This window comes from Natronorubrum halobium, from assembly GCF_051351675.1.
GTDB lineage: Archaea > Halobacteriota > Halobacteria > Halobacteriales > Natrialbaceae > Natronorubrum.
Map to the genome: position 1 here is coordinate 1194294 of NZ_CP195595.1, position 18343 is coordinate 1212636.

The following is an 18343-nucleotide window of genomic DNA, read 5'->3' on the forward strand; positions in this document are numbered from 1 at the left end:
AATCGTCTTGTAGCTGCATAAACAGTGGATCCCACTCACCGATACCGTGACGTCGCTACTCGATTTCCGACTGAATCGTTTGGAGTCTCGTATCGATCGACATCCGAAGATCGGGGATATCATCGCCGATACGAACGATCTGAGCACCGTCCTCGATTGCAGATACGGCTGTAGATGCATCGCTTGCCATGGTTCCATACGGAACGTTATACTCCTCACATTTTTCGTACACCGTTTTGACGGCATTACTGACGTCTGGATGATCGGTTTCCATCGGGTGCCCCATCGAGATCGACAGGTCGATCGGACCGAGGAACACGAATCCAAGCTCTGGGATAGAGAGGATTTCGTCGATGTTCGCGATCGCTTCGGCGGTTTCGATCAGGATGCCGATGAGAACAGATTGATCTGATTCATCCGGGTATTGATTCATGTTTCGACCCCAATCGTTTGCCTGCGACCGTCCGATTCCACGCTCACCGGGTCCGTCATTGTACGTGTAGTATCCCGCCCGCACGGCTGCCTTAGCCTCTTGAGGGGTCTGTATCCGAGGAATAAGTATCGTTCCGACGCCAGCGTCCAGAACGTTACGGACAGCCGCAGGATCGCTGGTAGCGAGTCGAACGAACGGTTCAATATCTGCAGCGTCAGCGACTTTCACATATTGCTTGAGCGCCCGACTATCGTACGGCGAGCGCCCCGAGTGTTCCGTATCCACCCAGGCAAAATCTAGACCAAGGTCGCCGTAGAGTTCGATTATCGTTGGCGATCCCAACAACGTTCGAGCACCTAGGCAATACGATCCATGTTCGAGTGAGTCACGGAGGCTATTCTCGCGAACCATGATTCGAGAAAGCAACTCGTTCACTATAGCTTTTGGCATTTTTGTAGCAACGCTATCCAGACTCAGATGACGTGAAGGCCGCGCTGTTTCGAGTTGAATCGTGGGGAATCGATCGTGAGCCACTCGGAGTACGAATCCATAATAAGTGGACCCTGGTTCGGGACGCGTGAACGTGCCTAGCTGAGAAAAGGGGCCTGCCTGTTTCAGTCTCCGGCTGCAGACGTTGGCGACACTATCATCCATAGCTCTTGTGAAGGACATTGTTGGTGAGTCAGAGAGCAGTTCGAACGATTTCTTTCAAGGCTTCTCGTCCGGTTTGCGTAGGATTCTCCGGCGAAGTTGGAAAAGTCTGAGATACGCGGTGAGTTTGTCCTTTGAGATGCCTCGATGCAGTGAGAGCCACCGTCGCGCCAGCGACGCGTGGCTCTCGCACATATTCACGTGTGCGTCTCCATCAACGTACTCGCCTTCGCCGTGAATAACCGCTTCTCGCTGGTACGTTTCGTCCTTCTCCAGTGGGTCGTACGCACGAAATCCGTCGGTATAGACTGTCAGCGACTCCTCCTCGTGGTTATCGAGGAGGAGTCGCACGGTTGATTCGTCGGCGGATTTCGACGGGATAACATATCGCTGATCGCTGCCGCGATTAACGAGGACAAACACCGGTGGCTTGTCTTCGTCGTAGCTTCCTCGTCCACGTTTCGACAGGCCACGCGAGCGCGACTTTTGGTCGCGCTCGCGGCCTTTCTTCCCGGCAGAAACGTAGAACTCATCGATCTCGACTGGGCCAACGAGCTCGATGCGAGGCGCGTCGAGCGTTCTGGCGAAGCGCTCGACGCGCCGGTGAAGCGACCGATACGAAACATCAAGTTCAGCGTCTAACTGGCGGATACTCGTGTTGAACCGGAGCAACGAGTAGAACGCGAACAACAGCTTATCGAGGCCGATCTTCGCGTGCGCGAAGATCGTGCCGGTCTTTGTGCACGTTGAACGTGCGTCCACAATTTTTACAGCGATACCGCTGGTACTTTCTATAGCTGCCGTACTTGATCACCGATTCAGACTGGCAGCGCGGGCACTGGAGGCTCTCGCGCCAGCGAACCTCCGATCGAAACACTTCAATTGGGAACATAGTTGGGTGATGCTGACGCATCACCCTTGCCCGCTACGCTTTCACAGCGCCAGCTCTCTCCGACCAACAATCTGCTTCCGAAGAGCGATCATCCATTGTACGCGTAGGCGGATTCTCACCCAACGTGCGCCAACGTACGTATTTGATTGATGTTTTTCTGGGCATAATTTTCATGGAGGCGAACCTATATATGGTTCAGGTTCGCATGTGTGGCTATGCCAAATCGACGAGCAGTTCTGGCAGCATCGGCATCGACCGGACTCGGACTGGCCGCTGGTTGCCTCGGTGGCGACAGTAACTTAACTGACGTAACAGTTGGGACGGGCTCCTCGGGGAGCGTCGTGTTTGCAGCGAGTCAGGCGCTACAGCGCGCAGTGAGGGAGCATTCCGACGAAGTGGCCCTCACAACGCAAGAAACGGACGGGAACGTTGCGAACCTCAACCTGTACGATGATACCCAGGAAATCGTAATGCATTCGTGTGACAATGCGACGTACAACGATGTCCGGGAAAATCGGGGCGAGTTCAGTGATGGCTCGGTAGACAACATCGCACAGCAGGGCTTCGTCTGTGCAATCGTCCACATTTACTTTTTGGCGAGGGAAGATACGGATATCGAAACGACGGACGACCTTCGGGGGGCCGACGTCTGGCCGATCCAGCCAGGGTTCGGCACTCGATTGCTGACCGAAGAGGTACTTGCGAATGCCGGTCTCTGGGACGACATCAACGTAATGAATATGTCCAACGATGATATCGCTGGCGCCCTCGAGGAAGGAAACGTGGACGCTATCGCTGCATACGGGACTAATTATGAGTCTCTCGCTGGGTGGGTGACCCAAGTCGATGCGCAAGCAGACATGAAAGCCGTCGAAATGACGGATGAATTCGAGCAGGCAGTTCGCGATACGCCCGGTGCTGATTACGAAGAGATCAGCATGTATGGATGGGATCAGGATGTCGGTGTCGAAAAGGGAGGAAGCTATGCATCACTGACGCAGTTCCTCTTTAGTTCGTCGCTCGATGACGAAACGGTATACGAAATCGCTCGAATCTCGCACGAGCATATCGATACAGTTCACGACGCAGAACCCGCGTACCCGGACCACAGTGATCTGGACGTAATGACCAGATCGATCATACCGGACTACCCGGTGGCGCCTGGCGTAGCCGAATTCCTCCAAGATAATGACGCCTGGGATGATGCTTGGACCGTTGGGGAGTAACCGCACGGAGTAATCGACAGAACAAAGTAAATACTGTCCTACACCCACTACTATGGAAAACTCTGCACGATCATCCAACATAGAATCGAAGCTAAACTCGATATTTACAATTTTATCCGTCTTATTCTGGGGCCTTTGTATCTACTACGCCTGGACGCAGGTAATACCGAGGGAATTGTACGGTATTCTCTTTCTCGGCGGTATTATTGTTAACTATTGCCTGTATTCGATCGTAGAATTCATCTCTGAGGGTGATACGCTACGCATTGGGACGTATAGTCTCGCTGCGGGCGGGACCATTATAATTACGGCGTACATGGCTAGCAATTACTGGGTCCTCGCCACGGAGCGAGTAGGCTACGCCCATTCTCACGAGTACGTCTTGGCGGCCGTTCTGTTAGCTATAATTTTGTACTTGTCCTACGAAGAGTTCGGGATCACATTTCCTGCACTCCTTCTCCTCACTATCTTCTACGCCTATCAGGGGAATTACTTCCCGGGTATATTCCGACACGCAGGGACAAACCCCGAGCGACTGCTGCAGGTGCTCGTTCTCGAGATCGACGGAATATACGGAAGTTTGACTCGGCTGGTTGCAGCCTGGATTGCGCTATTCATGTTATTTGCGGGGCTACTGCAAGCATATGGCGCGTTCGATGTGATCAAGGACAGTGCGAGCCGACTCTCGAACTACATCGCATCGGGGACCGCACAGTCAGCGGTGGTCGCGAGTATGATAATCGGTTCGATCAACGGCAGCCAGACAGCTAACACCGGAATTACTGGTTCGTTTACAATCCCAATGATGAAAGAGGATGGGTTGAAACCATCTACGTCCGGTGCAATCGAATCTGTTGCATCAACAGGTGGACAAATCCTCCCTCCTGTGATGGGTGCCGCTGCGTTTATGATGGCATCCCTGCTCGGGTTGCCCTACATCGAAATTGTTCTTGTGGGGCTCTTTCCTGCGTTGATTTTCTACCTCTCAGTCGTTCTGGGAGTGCATTACACGGCCCTCCGTGAACGCGAACGCGATCCGGTAGATCCTGGAGCAGTCGACGTGAAGCTGACCACTCGAGAACTGGGGATCCAGTTGCTTCGCTTTTCACTCCCAATTGTTCTCCTGATTTACCTGCTCGGTATCGTCGGGTATACCGTGATGTACTCCGCGCTCTTGACTACCATCGGGACGATAGTAGTCGGGTTCGGGTTTCCACTCGGCAGACAGATCAGTTCAGATCCGGCAGAAGCCGCTTCGGTACTCCGCGATCTATGTTTCCAGACGATTGAAGGCGCACAAATCGGGGTCAAAATACTGGCTCCGATCGCAATCGTCGTTGCCGCGATCAACGGAATCGTCGATCTGTTGATGATGACGGGTGTGCCATCGAAGCTGTCTCTCGCGCTGATGGAGTTGTCTGGCGGGTCGCTGATCCTCGCCAGTATCATGGCGATGATCATCTGCATCTTGCTTGGGCTAGGTATGCCGACGGTTGCATCGTATCTCATCGTTGCGTTGCTCATCACGCCAGCGCTGATAAACAACTTCCTCGTCCCGGAGCTTGCTGCACACTACTTCGTGTTTTATTCCGCTATCCTTGCGGGTATTACGCCACCAATTGCAACGTCGATCGCCGTTGCGTGTGGGATTTCCGGTGGCAACTTCTGGAGAACGTGTCTTCAGGCGATTAAGCTGTCACTCCCCTTCTTCATCCTCCCCTTCGTCTTTATCTTCCGGCCAGAAATACTAGAACCGGGGCTTTCAATCGCCTTCGTGGCTACCCTCGCGACGACGGCCATCGGTGCCCTGAGTCTGATCCACGGACTTAACTACTATGGGAATTTGACTTCGTTCGATAGCAGTCGAAACCACTTGTTCAGAGCAGCGTTCTGTCTGTTGGGATTGGTAGTGATGCTCTCGAGCAACGTCGTCATGTTTGGGTTTTCGACGGTCGGTATTTTACTCCTCTACGTAGTTCACACCCGAAAATTTGTGTTCAGTTCGGATCCGACTGATAAAGCGGTCTGATCGGCGCTCGCCTTTGCAAACCGCTCGAGCGGCGTATCCGATCTCGGTTTGCAACGTGACAACTGCGTCTCCAATCCGAATCAGACACGATACCCCAGAGATGGATAACGATAACAGTTATAACGGTCGCCTAGTATGTGTTTGTCATGCAGAGCAGCAGAAGCGTTGCCGAAACCGATCCGGACATCGCGGAATCGATCGCTGCCGAGCGCTCCCGTCAGGAATCGAATCACAGTACTTCACAAAGCAACTTGACGACGCCGGCTGTTCGTGATAGCTTTCGCTAAATAGTAAGTAACTAGGAAGGGTGTCTGCTTGCTGAAGGTGTGTCTAATACCCTGCAAGCAGACGGTTCAATCCACGAAGACCAGGTTCTTAACTTCCTCGTCAATACGATTGACGAGGAAGCTGAACTTGACTTCGCTCCGAATGCCGAAACGATGTCTGAGGACATTCACGAGGTCCTCGTCGGCGCAAGCGCCGACGAGACCTCGGTCTCGACACTCTGCGAGAAGAGTCAAGACTCACCACATGCCAACACGGTTCTCTACCACCTCCGAGAGAAGTTTGCCCTTGATTTGGTTGAACGAATTGGCAATACGCTGCTTCAGAAAGACGTTCTCGACGTCCTCCGCGATGCGGGCCTGCTCGCGGTTCACGACGTCCATGATCACCTCGCCCTTCTGCATCCGGGCAAAGCCGCGCTTGATTAGTTCGGTTCCGTGCTCGAGGTCCTCGAGTTCAGTGTCTTCTGTCATTTTTGTTATTTGTTTCCACGTTCGGTTTCTAGGTCTGTTTACGATTGGGTTCGTACTCGCTCGCGCGCTCGTTCGATATCCTCGCCGTCGAGTATCGCCTCGACGAACAGTTCGCCGGCGCGGTACGAGGAGCGGACCATCGGGCCAGAGGCGCAGTAGAGGAAGTCCAGTTCCTCTTCAGCGACGCGCTGCCAAGTGTCGAAGACGTCTGGGTGGACGTACTCACTGACTTCGAGGTGCGAGCGGGAGGGCTGGAGATACTGGCCCAGCGTCACGATGTCGACGCCGCTCTCCCGGAGGTCCGACAGCGTCTGGTAAACCTCGTGGACATACTCGCCGACCCCCAGCATCAGGCTCGTCTTCGTGTAGATGTCGCTCTCGCGCTCGACCTGCTCGAGGACTGAGAGCGACTGCTCGTATCCGGCGCGGCGGTCCCGGACCGGCCACTGGCGGCGCTCGACCGTCTCGATGTTATGGGCGATCACGTCCGGGTCAGCGTCGACAATCTTTCCGACCAGGTCGGAGTCGCCCTGGAAGTCAGGGATCAAGCACTCCACGAGGATCGAGGGTTCCCGTTCCTTGATTGCACGGATGGTCCGGGCGAAGTGGCCAGCACCCTGATCGGGCAGATCGTCGCGGTCGACCGACGTGAGGACGACGTAATCGAGGCCGATGTCGGTGACGGCCTCTGCAACGTTCGCGGGTTCGTCAGGATCAAGCGGCTCCATCCCGCCGGTCTTTACGTCACAAAAGTTACAGCCCCGCGAGCAGCGATCTCCCATCAGCATGAACGTCGCCGTCCCGGGGCCGTCCCGTCCGCTCCAGCACTCGCCCATGTTCGGACAGTTCGCCTCCTCGCAGACAGTGTGGAGGTCCCGCTCGCGGAGCGACTGCTTAATCTCTGTGAAGCGCTCGCCCGACGGTGGCCGGATCTTCAGCCAATCTGGTTTACGTGCCTTGCTCATAGCGTTCGATGATTGGCCGACGATCAGTCATAGATGGGATACTCGGAACAGAGCCGATCCACTTCTGTCAAGACCTCCTCGGCTAGGTCGTCGTCGTCCGGGTCGTCGAGGAGGTCAACGATGTAATGACCAATCATCTCCATCTCCGACTCGGTGAACCCGCGCGTCGTCAACGCCGGCGTCCCGACGCGGATGCCGCTGGTAACGAACGGCGACCGCGACTCGCCCGGGACCGTATTCTTGTTGACCGTGATTCCGACGCCCTCCAGTCGCTCCTCGGCGTCTTTTCCGGTAATGGACGGATGCGATTCACGCAGGTCGACGAGGAGGAGGTGCTTGTCGGTGCCACCGCTGACGAGAGATATTCCGCGATCGGTGAACACGTCTGCGAGCGTCTTCGCATTCGCAACGACCTGTTCTACATAATCTTTGAACTCGTCGGTGAGCGCTTCCCCGAAGCCGACGGCCTTGCCGGCGATGTTGTGCATCAACGGGCCGCCCTGCGCCCCGGGGAAGATCGCTTTGTCGATCGCCTCGGCGTGTTCCTCCGTCGTGAGAATCATCCCGCCGCGGCCGGCACGAATCGTCTTGTGCGTGCTCGCTGTCACGAAGTCTGCGTCCCCGATCGGGTTCACGTGGACGCCGCCGGCGATAAGCCCCGTGACGTGGGCGATGTCCGCCAGGTGGTATGCATCGACGGCGTCAGCAATCTCACCGATACGCTCGTAATCGAACTCCCGCGGGTACGCCGACGACCCGCTGACGACGAGGTCCGGATCGAATCGTTCGGCGTGGTCAGCAAGTTCGTCGTAGTCGATGTACCCTGTCTCCGTATCGACGCCGTACTGCTCGACCTCATAGTACTGGCCGGAGAAGTTGACGTGGTGACCGTGCGAGAGATGACCACCGTGAGTGAGGTCCAACGAGAGGATCCGATCGCCGGGATCCAGCATCGCGAAGTAGACGCCCATGTTGGCCTGCGTACCGCTGTGAGGCTGGACGTTCGCGTGTTCGGCGCCAAAGAGCTCTTTCGCACGATCAATGGCCAGCTGTTCCACGGTATCGACGTGCTCGCAGCCGCCATAGTACCGCGATCCGGGGTACCCCTCAGCGTACTTGTTGGTCAGCACCGATCCCTGCGCCTCTAGGACGGCCTCAGAGACGTGGTTCTCCGATGCGATCATCTCTAGGTTCGATTCCTGTCGGTGTTTCTCTCCGCTGATGGCAGCCTGAACGTCAGGATCCGTCGCTGCCAGACCGCTGTCTGGTAACATACAGGTTCACATCCTCCTAATAGCATAAAAATCCTTGGACGAAAGCGGCGAGCGGGAACGGCCATGTGGTGTCATGGTCCCCTAGTGAACTCGAACACTTCTGACTCAAAGGAGCAGTCGGCTCCCGCACTCCCGCTTCGGTACTGAGAACGACCACCCGACCACGAGTCCGCACCATGTTTTAAGTCAATGTGGCGAAGTGAATGGTATATGGCACAAACCATAGAGACAACCGAAGCACCGGCAGCAGTCGGTGCGTATAGCCAGGCGACCGAGACTGGCGACCTCGTATTTACCGCCGGACAGATCCCTGCGACACCCGATGGTGAACTACTAGATGATGCGCCAGTCGCTGAGCAGACGGAACAGGCGCTCGATAACGTTGAGGCGGTGCTGGGCAAGGCAGGCCTCGCCATGAGCGACGTCCTCAAAGTAACCGTCTTCCTCGACGACATCGATGACTTCGAGGAGATGAACGAGGTGTACAGCGGTTACTTCGACGACGAACCGCCTGCCCGTAGCGCCGTCAGTGTCAACGAACTCCCGAAAGGCATCGGTGTCGAGATCGAAGCCATCGCCAGCCGGTAACGTAATTGCCTCTGGCGAACCCCGAACAGCATTTTTTGACCCAGCGGGACCCGACCGCGACGCTACAGTAGACGGCGGTACCGTGTCCCCAATCGACAGTGATCGACTGCGTCGAACTGCTCGCGGCTGGACCTCCCGGTCGCGACTTGAGGAGTCAGACGGAGCCAGCTACCGGTCGAAGGTGTGGATCGGCTGGCCGAGCGCGCAATCGGCCGCTTCCATAATCGCTTCGGAGAGCGTGGGGTGCGCGTGGACGGTCGACGCGACGTCCGAGAGCGTCAGTTCCTGCTCGACTGCGAGCCCGATCTCAGCGGTCAGCTCGGACGCCTCGGGGCCGACGATCTGTCCGCCGAGGATCCTCCCGGATTCGGCGTCGGCGACGAGTTTCACGAACCCCGTCCGCTCTCCGGCTGTCAGCGCTCGTCCGCTCGCGCGGAACGGGAACTCGCCCGTGGTAGGTTCGTAGCCCCGTTCGCGCGCCTGAGTTTCGGTCAGCCCGACGGTTCCGATCTCGGGATCGGTGAACACGACGCTCGGGACGGTGCGGACCGGATCAGGCGCCGCGCCCGTGATTGCCTCGGCCGCAACGATGCCCGCGGCGCTCCCTTCGTGGGCAAGCATTGGTTCGCCCGCGACGTCGCCTACGGCGAAGACGTGATCGACGTTCGTCCGTCCGAGTGCGTCCGTTTCGACGAACCCGTTCTCGTCGCGCTCGATGCCGAGCGCATCGAGGCCCGCCGTGTCAGAGACCGGAGCACGGCCGATCGCGATCAGCGCCTTGTCGGCCGGGTGCCATTCGATAGCATCCTCGCTCGTTTCGTCTCCGGCGGGTTCGGTCGCGATCCGTATCCGGCCGTCGCTGGTACGCTCCCAATCCGCCGCGACGCGACCGAATCGGAAGGACAGGCCGAGCTTCTCGACCCGCTTTCGCACTGGCCGGGTTAGGTCATCCGAGTACCGCGGCAGCGGCGCGTCCAGTATCTCGACGACGGTCACGTCCGTCCCAAGTTTGGCGAACATCGTCGATAGCTCCATTCCGATATAGCCCGCACCGACGACCACGAGTTCGTCAGGGATCCCGTCAAGATCGAACGCCGCCTTCGCGTTCAGGATCGGATCGGCGTCGAACGAGAACCCCGGGAGCTCGATCGGTCGGCTCCCGGTGGCGACGATCGCGTGGTCGAACACGACCGTCTCGATGTCGTCGTCACTGCGGATCTCCGCACGGTGATCGCCGAACAATTGGGCCGTTCCCTTTCGAAGCGTAACGCCGTTGGCCTCGCAGAGCTTCTCGACGCCCTTCGTGAGCTTCCGGACCACGCGGTCCTTCCATCGGACGAGACTCTCGAAGTCGACTGCGACGTCCGCCTCGATACCCCGTTCCTCCGCGTTCTGGATCGAGTGGACATCATTAGCTGCGTCGATCAACGCCTTCGAGGGGATGCAGCCGTGGTTCAAACACGTTCCGCCGATGTCGACTCGATCGACGAGGGTAACGGTTCGGCCGAGCTGTCCCGCGCGGATGGCCGCGACGTAGCCCGCGGGGCCACCACCGATGACAAGTACGTCTGTATCTTGCATAGATATACTATCCTCGTAAGACACTCTATGCCACCTCCTGTTAATAGTTCGCAGTCGCGCCGCGGTCAACCGGGACAGCCCCAACACTGTCGAAGGGAATGAGCCGGACTACCGGAACGGTTCCGGCGGGACAGCGCGAGCGCCGCGCTATCACTCGAGCGCATGCCAGGAGAGGCGCGGGCTCCGGGCAGCGCTCGTCTGGTCGATGCGACGGGCCGCCGTCGATGACGGCGCCGTTGACAGCGTCGTCTCGTCCTCTCCAGCTACCGTGTTCAACGCCTCGGCGAGCTGGTTGAGGGTCTCCCGGCTCTCCGTCTCCGTCGGTTCGGTCATGAGAGCTTCGGGGACGATATCGGGCCACTTGGTCGTCGGCGGGTGGACCCCGTAGTCGAGCATGCGCTTCGCGAAGTCGGCGGCATCGCGGTCGCCAGCGCTGGCGACGAACTCGTGGTGGAACGGCCCGAAGGGGATGTCAAGGTCGATTTGCGATCCAAGATAGTTCGCGTTTAGCACTGCCTTCACGCTCGTGTCCGCCAGTCCTTCGTCGCCGAGCCGTTCGATGTAGGCGTAGGCTTTCAGTAGGACGAGCCAGTTCCCCATTGCACCGTGGACCTTGCCGATCGAGTGCTCCGGCTCGTATAGCTCGTACTCGTCGCCGTCGGCCCGCACCTGCGGTGAGGGGAGGAACTCGGCCAGATTCTCCGTGACGCCGATCGGGCCGGCACCCGGCCCGCCACCACCATGGGGCGTGGCGAAGGTCTTGTGGAGGTTGAAGTGCATGATGTCGAACCCCATGTCGCCCGGCCGGGCCTGTCCCAGCAGCGCGTTCAGGTTCGCCCCGTCGTAGTACAGTAACCCGCCTGCGTCGTGGACGGTTTCGGCGATCTCCTCGATCTCGCGTTCGAACAGCCCCAGCGTGTTCGGGTTCGTCAGCATCAGTGCTGCCGTCTCGTCGCCGACTGCTGCTTCCAGTGCGTCGAGGTCGACCCGGCCGTCATCGCTCGGCGAGAGTTCGACCACCTCGTAGCCGGCCATCACTGCGCTCGCGAAGTTCGTCCCATGGGCGCTCGCAGGGACGATTACCTCATTGCGGTCTCCCTCGCTGTTGTGCTCGTGGTAGGCCTTGGCAACGAGGATGCCGGTGAACTCACCGGCCGCCCCGGCGGGCGGCTGGAGCGTCACCGCATCCATCCCGCCGATCCGCCCCAGATAGTCTTGCAGGCGGGAGTAGATCGCGAGCGTCCCCTGCGTGGACTCGGCCGACCGGTCCGGGTGAGCGGCCGCGTCGGCGAGCGCACCAACATCCTCGGTGAACTTGGGGTTGTACTTCATCGTACAGGACCCCAACGGGAATGGCCCGCTTTCGATGCCGTAGTTCATCTGGGAGAGGCGCGTGTAGTGGCGAGCAATCTCGGGTTCCGAGAGTTCTGGGAGGGTCACCGATTCCCGAGTCAGATCGTCGGGGAGTGAGGTCCGCTCCGCGACGTCGACCGTCTGCTCGTTCTTCTCCGCGAGTAGGGGTTCGTACCGGTGACCGTCCGTCTCGCTCCAGGCGGCTTGGTCGTAGCGCTGCATCAGGCGACCACCTCCCTGACGGCCCGTACAAACTCGTCCCGCTCGGAGCGGTTCGCATCGGTAATACAGACCTGAATCCGATGATCGTCGACAGCATGGACTGCGAATCCGGTGCCCTCGAGATCAGCGGCGACCTGCTCGGCGTCCTGGCGCGTCTCCGCGAGGAACTCGCGGAAGTGGTGCCGGTCGTGGACGGGTGCGGTGACGCCCTCGATATCGTCGAGGTCGGCCGCCAGTTCCCGGGGGAGTTCGACGCACTCCTCTCCCAGATCGACCAGCCCGGTCGCGCCGAGCCAGGCGATGTGAATCGCTGTCCGTAGCGCGATCCACGCCTGGTTGGTGCAGATATTGGAGGTGGCCCGCTCTCGTCGGATGTGCTGTTCCCGGGTCTGCAGGGTTAGCGTGTACGCGCGGTTGTCGCTCGCGTCTTCGCTCACGCCGACGAGCCGTCCTGGCACTTGCCGGAGGTAGTCCTCGCGGCAGGCGAAGAGACCGAGCCCCATTCCGTAGGCCGGCGACAGTCCGAGGACGCTTGCGTCGCCGATGACGATGTCTGCGCCGACGGACGCCGGTTCCTCGAGCAGCGCCAGCGCGACGGGGTCTGTCCCCAGACAGAAGGCGGCGTTATGCTCGTCGGAGACGTCGCCCACCGCCGAGAGGTCTTCCTCGACGGTGCCGACTGCCGTCGGGTTCTCAACGTACACCATCACCGTCTCGTCGGTGACGTGGTCAGCGAGCGTCGCTGGGTCAGTCGCCCCGTTTGCGGTGGGATACGTCTCGACCGTCATGTCAGCACCGGCGAGGTAGTTCTCGAGGGCAGACAGGCGCTCATCGCGGACGAGGTCCGAGACGAGCACCTGAGATCCGCTCGTTCCGCGGACCCGGTCAGCCAGCAGCGCTGCCTCGCCCAACGCCGTCGCTGCGTCGTACATCGAGCAGTTCGCGACCTCGAGTCCGGTAAGTTCGACCAGCATCGACTGGTACTCGAACAGTGCCTGCAGGAATCCCTGGGCAATCTCAGGCTGGTACTGTGTGTAACTCGTCAGGAACTCCGAGCGCAACGAAAGGTTGTCGATGAGCGAGGGGACGTAATGATCGTACTGGCCACGTCCGAGGAACTCCGTAAGCTGTTCGTTCCTCGCGAGCGTGTCAGATACGTTCTGGACGACTGCCTGCTCCGACGCCGACTCGATCCCGAACGACCCCTCGAACTGGACCGATGGAGGGATGTCGAACAACTCCTCGACGGACTCGGCGCCGATGGCGTCGAGCATCGCCTCAACGTCCTCTCCCGTGTGCGGCGCGAAGGGGTTGCCTTCGGACCGGCGCTTGCTGCTTGCATTCTGGATTTTCTGTGTCATCGATTGGGTTTTCTGTGTCATCGTTGGCTCTCTCGCGTGATCACTCGATCTGCTCTCGGTACTCGTCGGCCGACAGGAACGATTCCGTATCAAGGTCCCCGTCAAACTCCAGTTCGATCAGCCAACCGTCGCCGTAGGGGTCATCGTTGACGAGTTCCGGTTCGGACTCCGCCGCCTCGTTGACGTCGACGACGACGCCAGCGACCGGGACGTAGACGTCGGAGACGGCCTTGATACTCTCGATGACGCCGAATTCGTCGCCGTCATCGAGTTCGGTGCCGGCCGCCGGTAGTTCCACGAACACGATATCACCGAGTTCATCCTGTGCAAAGTCGGTGATCCCGATCCTCGCGGTGTCGTTGATCAGTTCGATCCACTCGTGCGATTCAGTGTAGTACAGTTCGTCGGGTGCGTCAAATTCCATTAGTGTTGTTCATAGTTCGCTTGTGGTTCAATCGCGATGCTCCTGAAGGAACCGGTGGCTCACGATCGTCGCCGCTGCCGTCCGATCGCGTATTTCGACGCCTAGTGAAGTGCCCTCATCGGCGCACTCGGCGTCGACGTAGCCGAGCGCAATCGGTACCTCGAGCGTCGAGCTCATCGTCCCGCTGGTCACGTGGCCGACCCGCTCGCCGTCGTGCAGGATCGGATACCCGTGGCGTGGGATGCCCCGCTCCTGCAACTCTAGACCGACGAGGATCTCGTCCGGATCGTCCGCGTCGCGAAGCGCCTCTTGGCCGGCGAAGAAGGGCTTCGAGCTATCAACGACGAAGCTCAGGCGGGCCTCGTAGGGCGTGCGTGGTTCCTCCTCGGGGTGGAAGTCCTGGCCGGAGAGTAGTAGTCCTGCCTCGATCCTGAGCGTGTCTCGCGCACCGAGCCCGCAGGGCTGCACGTCGTCGAACGCATCCCAGATGGTCTCGGAGTCGTCGGCGTCGAAAATCAGTTCAAAGCCGTCTTCGCCGGTGTAGCCGGTCCGGGCAGCGAGACAGTCGGCGCCGTCGATCGTCGTCTCACGGGCACTGAACTGGGACACGTCCTCGAGGGGATCGGCCGCGGCCGCCTGGACGCGCTCGACTGCATCCGGGCCCTGCACGGCGAACATCCCGAGATCTTCGGTCTGGTTCACAACAGTCGCGTCGAGGTCATGCGTTGCCGCGTGGTCGGTCCAGCGGTCGACCATCATCTCGTCATTCCCGGCGTTGGGGACGAAAAGGTATTCCTCGCCATCGGGGCGCAGGTAGACCACGGTGTCGTCGATGATTATCCCATCCTCTGTCAAGATGCAGGCGTACTGAGCGTCCCCTGGATCGAGCGCAGTTACGTCGTTGGTCGTGAGCCGGTTCATCAGTTCAGCCGCGTCCGGACCGCCGACCGCGACTTCGCCCATGTGACTAACGTCAAAGATACCGACTGAGTCGCGGACCGCCGCGTGCTCGGTCGTGATGGAGTCGAAAGAGACCGGCATGTCCCAACCGCCGAAGTCGGTGAAGTCGGCTCCGGACTGCGAGTGCTTCTCGTGGAGTAGTGGCTTTCGTATCGACACGCTTTGGACAATTTCCTGCAATGGTATATAACTTACCGTGAGCGACGTCTCGGCCGTGTCATGACCGAGCCAGGGATCGGGACGAGCGGCGCATGGCAGCGTTGTCCAATCACGAGACTGAGCGCGCATCAGTTGAGACGGGTGACCTCGTAGCCCGCGTCTTCGATCGCTTGGATGATGTGCTGGGTATGCTGTCCGCCGCTCGTCTCGATCCGGAAGTCGAGGTATGCCTCGCCAACTTTCAGCTCGTCGATGGCCCGCTCGTGACTGACGTTCCGGATATTGGCGTTCTCGTCGGCGATGATGCTCGAGATGGAACTCATCTTCCCCGGTTCGTCGACGATGCGAACCCGGAGCTGGACAAGTTGCTGGCGGTAGGTGAGTTCGTGCGTGAGAGTCCGCTGGAGCATCGTCGCGCTGAGGTTCCCGCCGCTGAGGACCGGGACAACCGTCTCGCCAGCAACGTCAAACCGGTCACTCAGGAGCGCTGCTACGGTTGCCGCCCCAGCGCCCTCAACCATCTGCTTGGTCCGCTCGAGGAGATAGCGGATGCTGTGTGCGATCTCCGTGTCCGAGACCGTCATTACCTCGTCGACGTGCCGGTCGATGAGTTGGTACGTGAGCTCCGAGATGCCGCCCGTCGCGATCCCATCCGCGATCGTCTGGACCGAATCGATCGTCTGGGGTGCACCCTTCTGGAGGCTCTGTGGAACGGTCGCCGCATCTTCGGCCTGGACGCCAATGACGCAGACGGACGGATCCAGTTTCGCGACGGCCGCCGAGATACCACCGATGAGCCCGCCCCCGCCGATCGGCACAATGATCGTATCGACGTCCGGGACCTGATCGAGGATTTCGAGACCGAGCGTCCCTTGACCGGCGACGATGTCGGGGTCGTCGTACGCGTGCACGAAGACGGCGCTATCATCGACTAGCGACTGCGCATAGTTCATTGCCGCCTGGAAGTTCTGGCCGCGGAGTTCGACATCGGCGCCGTAGTCCCGCGTCGCGTCCACTTTTGACTGCGGCGCGTTTGTTGGCATGACAATAGTCGCCTCGCGGCCAGTCTCCGCTGCAGCGAGCGCGACACCCTGTGCGTGGTTACCGGCGCTAGCGGCGATCGCCCTGTCGACGGTCGATCTATCGTCGCCATCTTCGAGCTGGGCAAGTTTGTTATACGCCCCTCGCGTCTTGAACGAGCCCGTTCGCTGGAGGTGCTCCATCTTGAGCAAGACCCGAGCGTCGGTATCGCGATCTAATGTTCGGCTCGTCTCGACCGGCGTCTCTCTGGCGACCGATTCGCCGGCAAGGCGGTCCTGTGCTCGCTGAATGTCGTCGAGTTGTACGGACATAGTCCTCCTGGACCGGTGGCTGGCTTCCGAGTGGTTCTTATCGGTGAGCCGTTTGGTAGTGTACCGGTCGTGCGTAACGATTACACGGAGCGATTTATAGGTACTGGTAGCCGAGACGCGGTATCCGTTATCTCCAGCTGTTCATAACAGTTCGGAATATGGGGAACGGAGCGCGTGATCACAGTGGTAGATGATCATATCGCCACGCTTGACCGGCAAACATACGTCTCGGTAATTGGAAATTATGTTATTGTAGGTTTCTGAGGAAGACAGATCATAATGAAACGAGATCTAGCTAGAAATTCTATCATATGTATTCCCCATATTGGGGAAAGATATGCCGTCTGACCCGAGATTTAAGCCCCCATCCTGATAGTGCTAAATCATGGCGCGTCCAAACGACGGCGAACGACGGAAGACCACGGCAATATCGTTGCGCATAGTCGATACCATCGAGGAACTCGACGGTGCAACACTTTCGGAAATCGCCGAACACATGGAGTTCTCCACGAGTACCCTATACACGCACCTCAATACCCTGGAGGAGTGCGGATACGTCACGAAGATCGGCGACAGATACCATCTCGGACTGAAGCTTTTCCGTCTTGGGGAAGCAGCTCGCTACCGGGACGACCGGTACCAGTTAGCGAAGAAGAAAGCTTTCGAGCTCGCGAATACGACGAACGAGGAGGTCAGCTTCGCCGTCGAGGAGAACGGTCGCAGCATCATTCTCTTCGACGAAACCAACAACCCCTCAATGGAAGGTTTCCAGGTAGGTCACTACTTTTATATGCACAACTCCGCCAGTGGCAAGGCCATGTTAGCCAAATTCGACGAGGAGCGCCGCAACGGTATCCTAGACCGGTGGGGGTTGCCACGGGAGACGGAGAAAACCATCGTCAACCAGGACGAGCTCCACAATGAACTCGAACTTGTTCGAGAGCAAGGCTATGCTGTCAATGATCAGGAGTCACTGGAAGGGCTTCGGTCGGTGGCCGTTGCCATCGAGGCCTCGGACGGCGACGTGTTTGGGTCGCTGGACGTCTCTGGGCCACCGTATCGGCTTCCACCGGACGAGGAACTGGCCGAACTACTCCAAGACGCGGTCGATGAACTTGAAGCCGAGCTTGCATTGAAGTAGAAATCTATACTGGAATCGCATATTGCGACCAAACGGGACCTTCATCGCCATACGAGTCTCCATGATCGATTTACATTAGTGCTGCTGTAATAAGACTTTCGTTGTGTCAGTACTGGAGTTCGATTACGTAGGCTGTGCTATCAACTCCAGTCGTTTGCACTCGAATTAACCGTCGAATGCCCTACAACCCTAAGATTGAGAGTGGCTCGTCCCCTACCCGCCGAACGTGAAGTATGGGAACTCGATACCAGGTTCAATCTCCCCGATGACTTCCTTGCATTGGTGGGTCACGTCTTGGCGGATCAGTTCGTTGCGATCAATGGTGTCAAGGATGTCGGACGAGTCTGCCGCGACGCGGTCAACCTTCGGCAGCGAACAGGTAGGACCTCCACCGTTCTGTTGGGCGGCCGCAGTCATGGAGTCGGTCGTTCCAACAATCGTCTAAATTCCGTTCGCATCGTTCATTTTGTAGACTCGACGGCGGGACTCTCAAAGCGGGCCGGTTCGTCCGCGACGCGGTCCACTACCCCGTCAAGCTCGATCCACTGACGGCGGCGACGCTCTCCCTCAACGATATTCACGAGATGACCGAGAACCTGATAGAAGCCAACAAGGAGTACCTCCCAGCGCCCTACTGAGCACGGACTTGTTTCATGGGTACGCCTCGTACCCTGCTGGGACCGAGGGCGAGTCCACGAACGAACCAGTAGAGGGTTTGTAAGTAAGCCTCGTACCGAGCTTGTTAACCGATATTCGCTACTTGCGAATTATTGGACAGGATAACCAGACTTCCGTGGATTACGACCATACTGTTGTAATCTAATACCCCAACTCCACCGTGGTTATGCGCCGCCGAGATTGGTACCAGAGAACACAACTACCGTTACGGCTTTTCGCCAGCAGCAGCGGAAAATTCACCGAAGGGCTTTAGAACTCGCTCTTGGGTAGAGGATTGTTGGTCAGCTTGCTGCAGT

The 18343-nt window shown here is 58.7% G+C and carries 14 protein-coding genes and 3 pseudogenes; 5 read left to right on the forward strand and 12 right to left on the reverse strand.

The window, feature by feature from the left end:
• Positions 1 to 55 precede the first annotated feature (55 nt).
• Together ACSFC7_RS05800 and ACSFC7_RS05805 are read right to left on the reverse strand one after the other, a co-directional pair.
• Positions 56 to 844, reverse strand: a complete 789-nt coding sequence (locus ACSFC7_RS05800; protein WP_436346797.1) for an HpcH/HpaI aldolase family protein — start codon at positions 842 to 844, stop codon at positions 56 to 58.
• Positions 845 to 1115: 271 nt separating this feature from the next.
• Positions 1116 to 1976 (reverse strand): annotated as a pseudogene (locus ACSFC7_RS05805) (IS1595 family transposase).
• A gap of 215 nt (positions 1977 to 2191) precedes the next feature.
• Between ACSFC7_RS05805 and ACSFC7_RS05810 the strand changes: the two are divergent.
• The 3 genes and pseudogenes from ACSFC7_RS05810 to ACSFC7_RS05820 all read left to right on the forward strand — a co-directional run.
• Positions 2192 to 3202 (forward strand): TAXI family TRAP transporter solute-binding subunit, encoded by a 1011-nt coding sequence (locus ACSFC7_RS05810; protein WP_436346798.1) that lies wholly within the window; start codon positions 2192 to 2194, stop codon positions 3200 to 3202.
• A 52-nt stretch (positions 3203 to 3254) separates the two neighbouring features.
• Positions 3255 to 5231 (forward strand): TRAP transporter permease, encoded by a 1977-nt coding sequence (locus ACSFC7_RS05815; RefSeq protein WP_436346799.1) that lies wholly within the window; start codon positions 3255 to 3257, stop codon positions 5229 to 5231.
• Between the two features lie 326 nt (positions 5232 to 5557).
• Positions 5558 to 5863, forward strand: a pseudogene (locus ACSFC7_RS05820) (ISH3 family transposase); the annotation flags it as partial.
• Here ACSFC7_RS05820 and ACSFC7_RS05825 read toward each other — a convergent pair.
• The 3 genes and pseudogenes from ACSFC7_RS05825 to glyA all read right to left on the reverse strand — a co-directional run.
• A pseudogene (locus ACSFC7_RS05825) lies at positions 5855 to 5989 on the reverse strand (pyridoxal 5'-phosphate synthase lyase subunit PdxS); the annotation flags it as partial. The pseudogenes ACSFC7_RS05820 and ACSFC7_RS05825 sit on opposite strands and share 9 nt — an antisense overlap.
• A gap of 38 nt (positions 5990 to 6027) precedes the next feature.
• Positions 6028 to 6954: a lipoyl synthase gene (gene lipA, locus ACSFC7_RS05830; protein WP_436346800.1), complete on the reverse strand. Its 927-nt coding sequence runs from the start codon at positions 6952 to 6954 to the stop codon at positions 6028 to 6030.
• A gap of 23 nt (positions 6955 to 6977) precedes the next feature.
• The gene (glyA, locus tag ACSFC7_RS05835; RefSeq protein ID WP_436346801.1) at positions 6978 to 8228 is read right to left on the reverse strand and encodes a serine hydroxymethyltransferase; all 1251 of its coding nucleotides are present in this window, start codon (positions 8226 to 8228) and stop codon (positions 6978 to 6980) included.
• A 210-nt stretch (positions 8229 to 8438) separates the two neighbouring features.
• Between glyA and ACSFC7_RS05840 the strand changes: the two genes are divergently transcribed.
• On the forward strand, positions 8439 to 8816 hold the full coding sequence (locus tag ACSFC7_RS05840; RefSeq protein WP_436346802.1) for a Rid family detoxifying hydrolase: 378 nt from the start codon (positions 8439 to 8441) through the stop codon (positions 8814 to 8816).
• 168 nt (positions 8817 to 8984) lie between these two features.
• Here the strand turns inward: ACSFC7_RS05840 and lpdA are convergent, their stop codons facing one another.
• The 6 genes from lpdA to ilvA form a co-directional block, all read right to left on the reverse strand.
• Positions 8985 to 10397: a dihydrolipoyl dehydrogenase gene (lpdA, locus tag ACSFC7_RS05845; protein ID WP_436346803.1), complete on the reverse strand. Its 1413-nt coding sequence runs from the start codon at positions 10395 to 10397 to the stop codon at positions 8985 to 8987.
• 150 nt (positions 10398 to 10547) lie between these two features.
• The gene (gene gcvPB / locus ACSFC7_RS05850) at positions 10548 to 11972 is read right to left on the reverse strand and encodes an aminomethyl-transferring glycine dehydrogenase subunit GcvPB (RefSeq protein ID WP_436346804.1); all 1425 of its coding nucleotides are present in this window, start codon (positions 11970 to 11972) and stop codon (positions 10548 to 10550) included.
• Positions 11972 to 13354, reverse strand: a complete 1383-nt coding sequence (gene gcvPA, locus ACSFC7_RS05855; RefSeq protein WP_436346805.1) for an aminomethyl-transferring glycine dehydrogenase subunit GcvPA — start codon at positions 13352 to 13354, stop codon at positions 11972 to 11974. Before gcvPA ends, gcvPB begins: the two co-directional genes overlap by 1 nt.
• A gap of 19 nt (positions 13355 to 13373) precedes the next feature.
• A complete protein-coding gene (gcvH, locus tag ACSFC7_RS05860; protein ID WP_436346806.1) occupies positions 13374 to 13757 on the reverse strand; it encodes a glycine cleavage system protein GcvH in 384 nt (127 codons plus the stop codon).
• Positions 13758 to 13784: 27 nt separating this feature from the next.
• Positions 13785 to 14876, reverse strand: coding sequence for a glycine cleavage system aminomethyltransferase GcvT (gene gcvT, locus ACSFC7_RS05865; protein WP_436346807.1), 1092 nt, complete (start codon positions 14874 to 14876; stop codon positions 13785 to 13787).
• Positions 14877 to 15004: 128 nt separating this feature from the next.
• The gene (gene ilvA, locus ACSFC7_RS05870) at positions 15005 to 16228 is read right to left on the reverse strand and encodes a threonine ammonia-lyase (RefSeq protein ID WP_436346808.1); all 1224 of its coding nucleotides are present in this window, start codon (positions 16226 to 16228) and stop codon (positions 15005 to 15007) included.
• 385 nt (positions 16229 to 16613) lie between these two features.
• Between ilvA and ACSFC7_RS05875 the strand changes: the two genes are divergently transcribed.
• Positions 16614 to 17369 (forward strand): IclR family transcriptional regulator, encoded by a 756-nt coding sequence (locus ACSFC7_RS05875; protein ID WP_436346809.1) that lies wholly within the window; start codon positions 16614 to 16616, stop codon positions 17367 to 17369.
• Positions 17370 to 17582: 213 nt separating this feature from the next.
• On the opposite strand, the gene ACSFC7_RS05880 is transcribed toward ACSFC7_RS05875, so the two are convergent.
• Positions 17583 to 17786, reverse strand: a complete 204-nt coding sequence (locus tag ACSFC7_RS05880) for a hypothetical protein (protein ID WP_436346810.1) — start codon at positions 17784 to 17786, stop codon at positions 17583 to 17585.
• Positions 17787 to 18343: the final 557 nt, after the last annotated feature.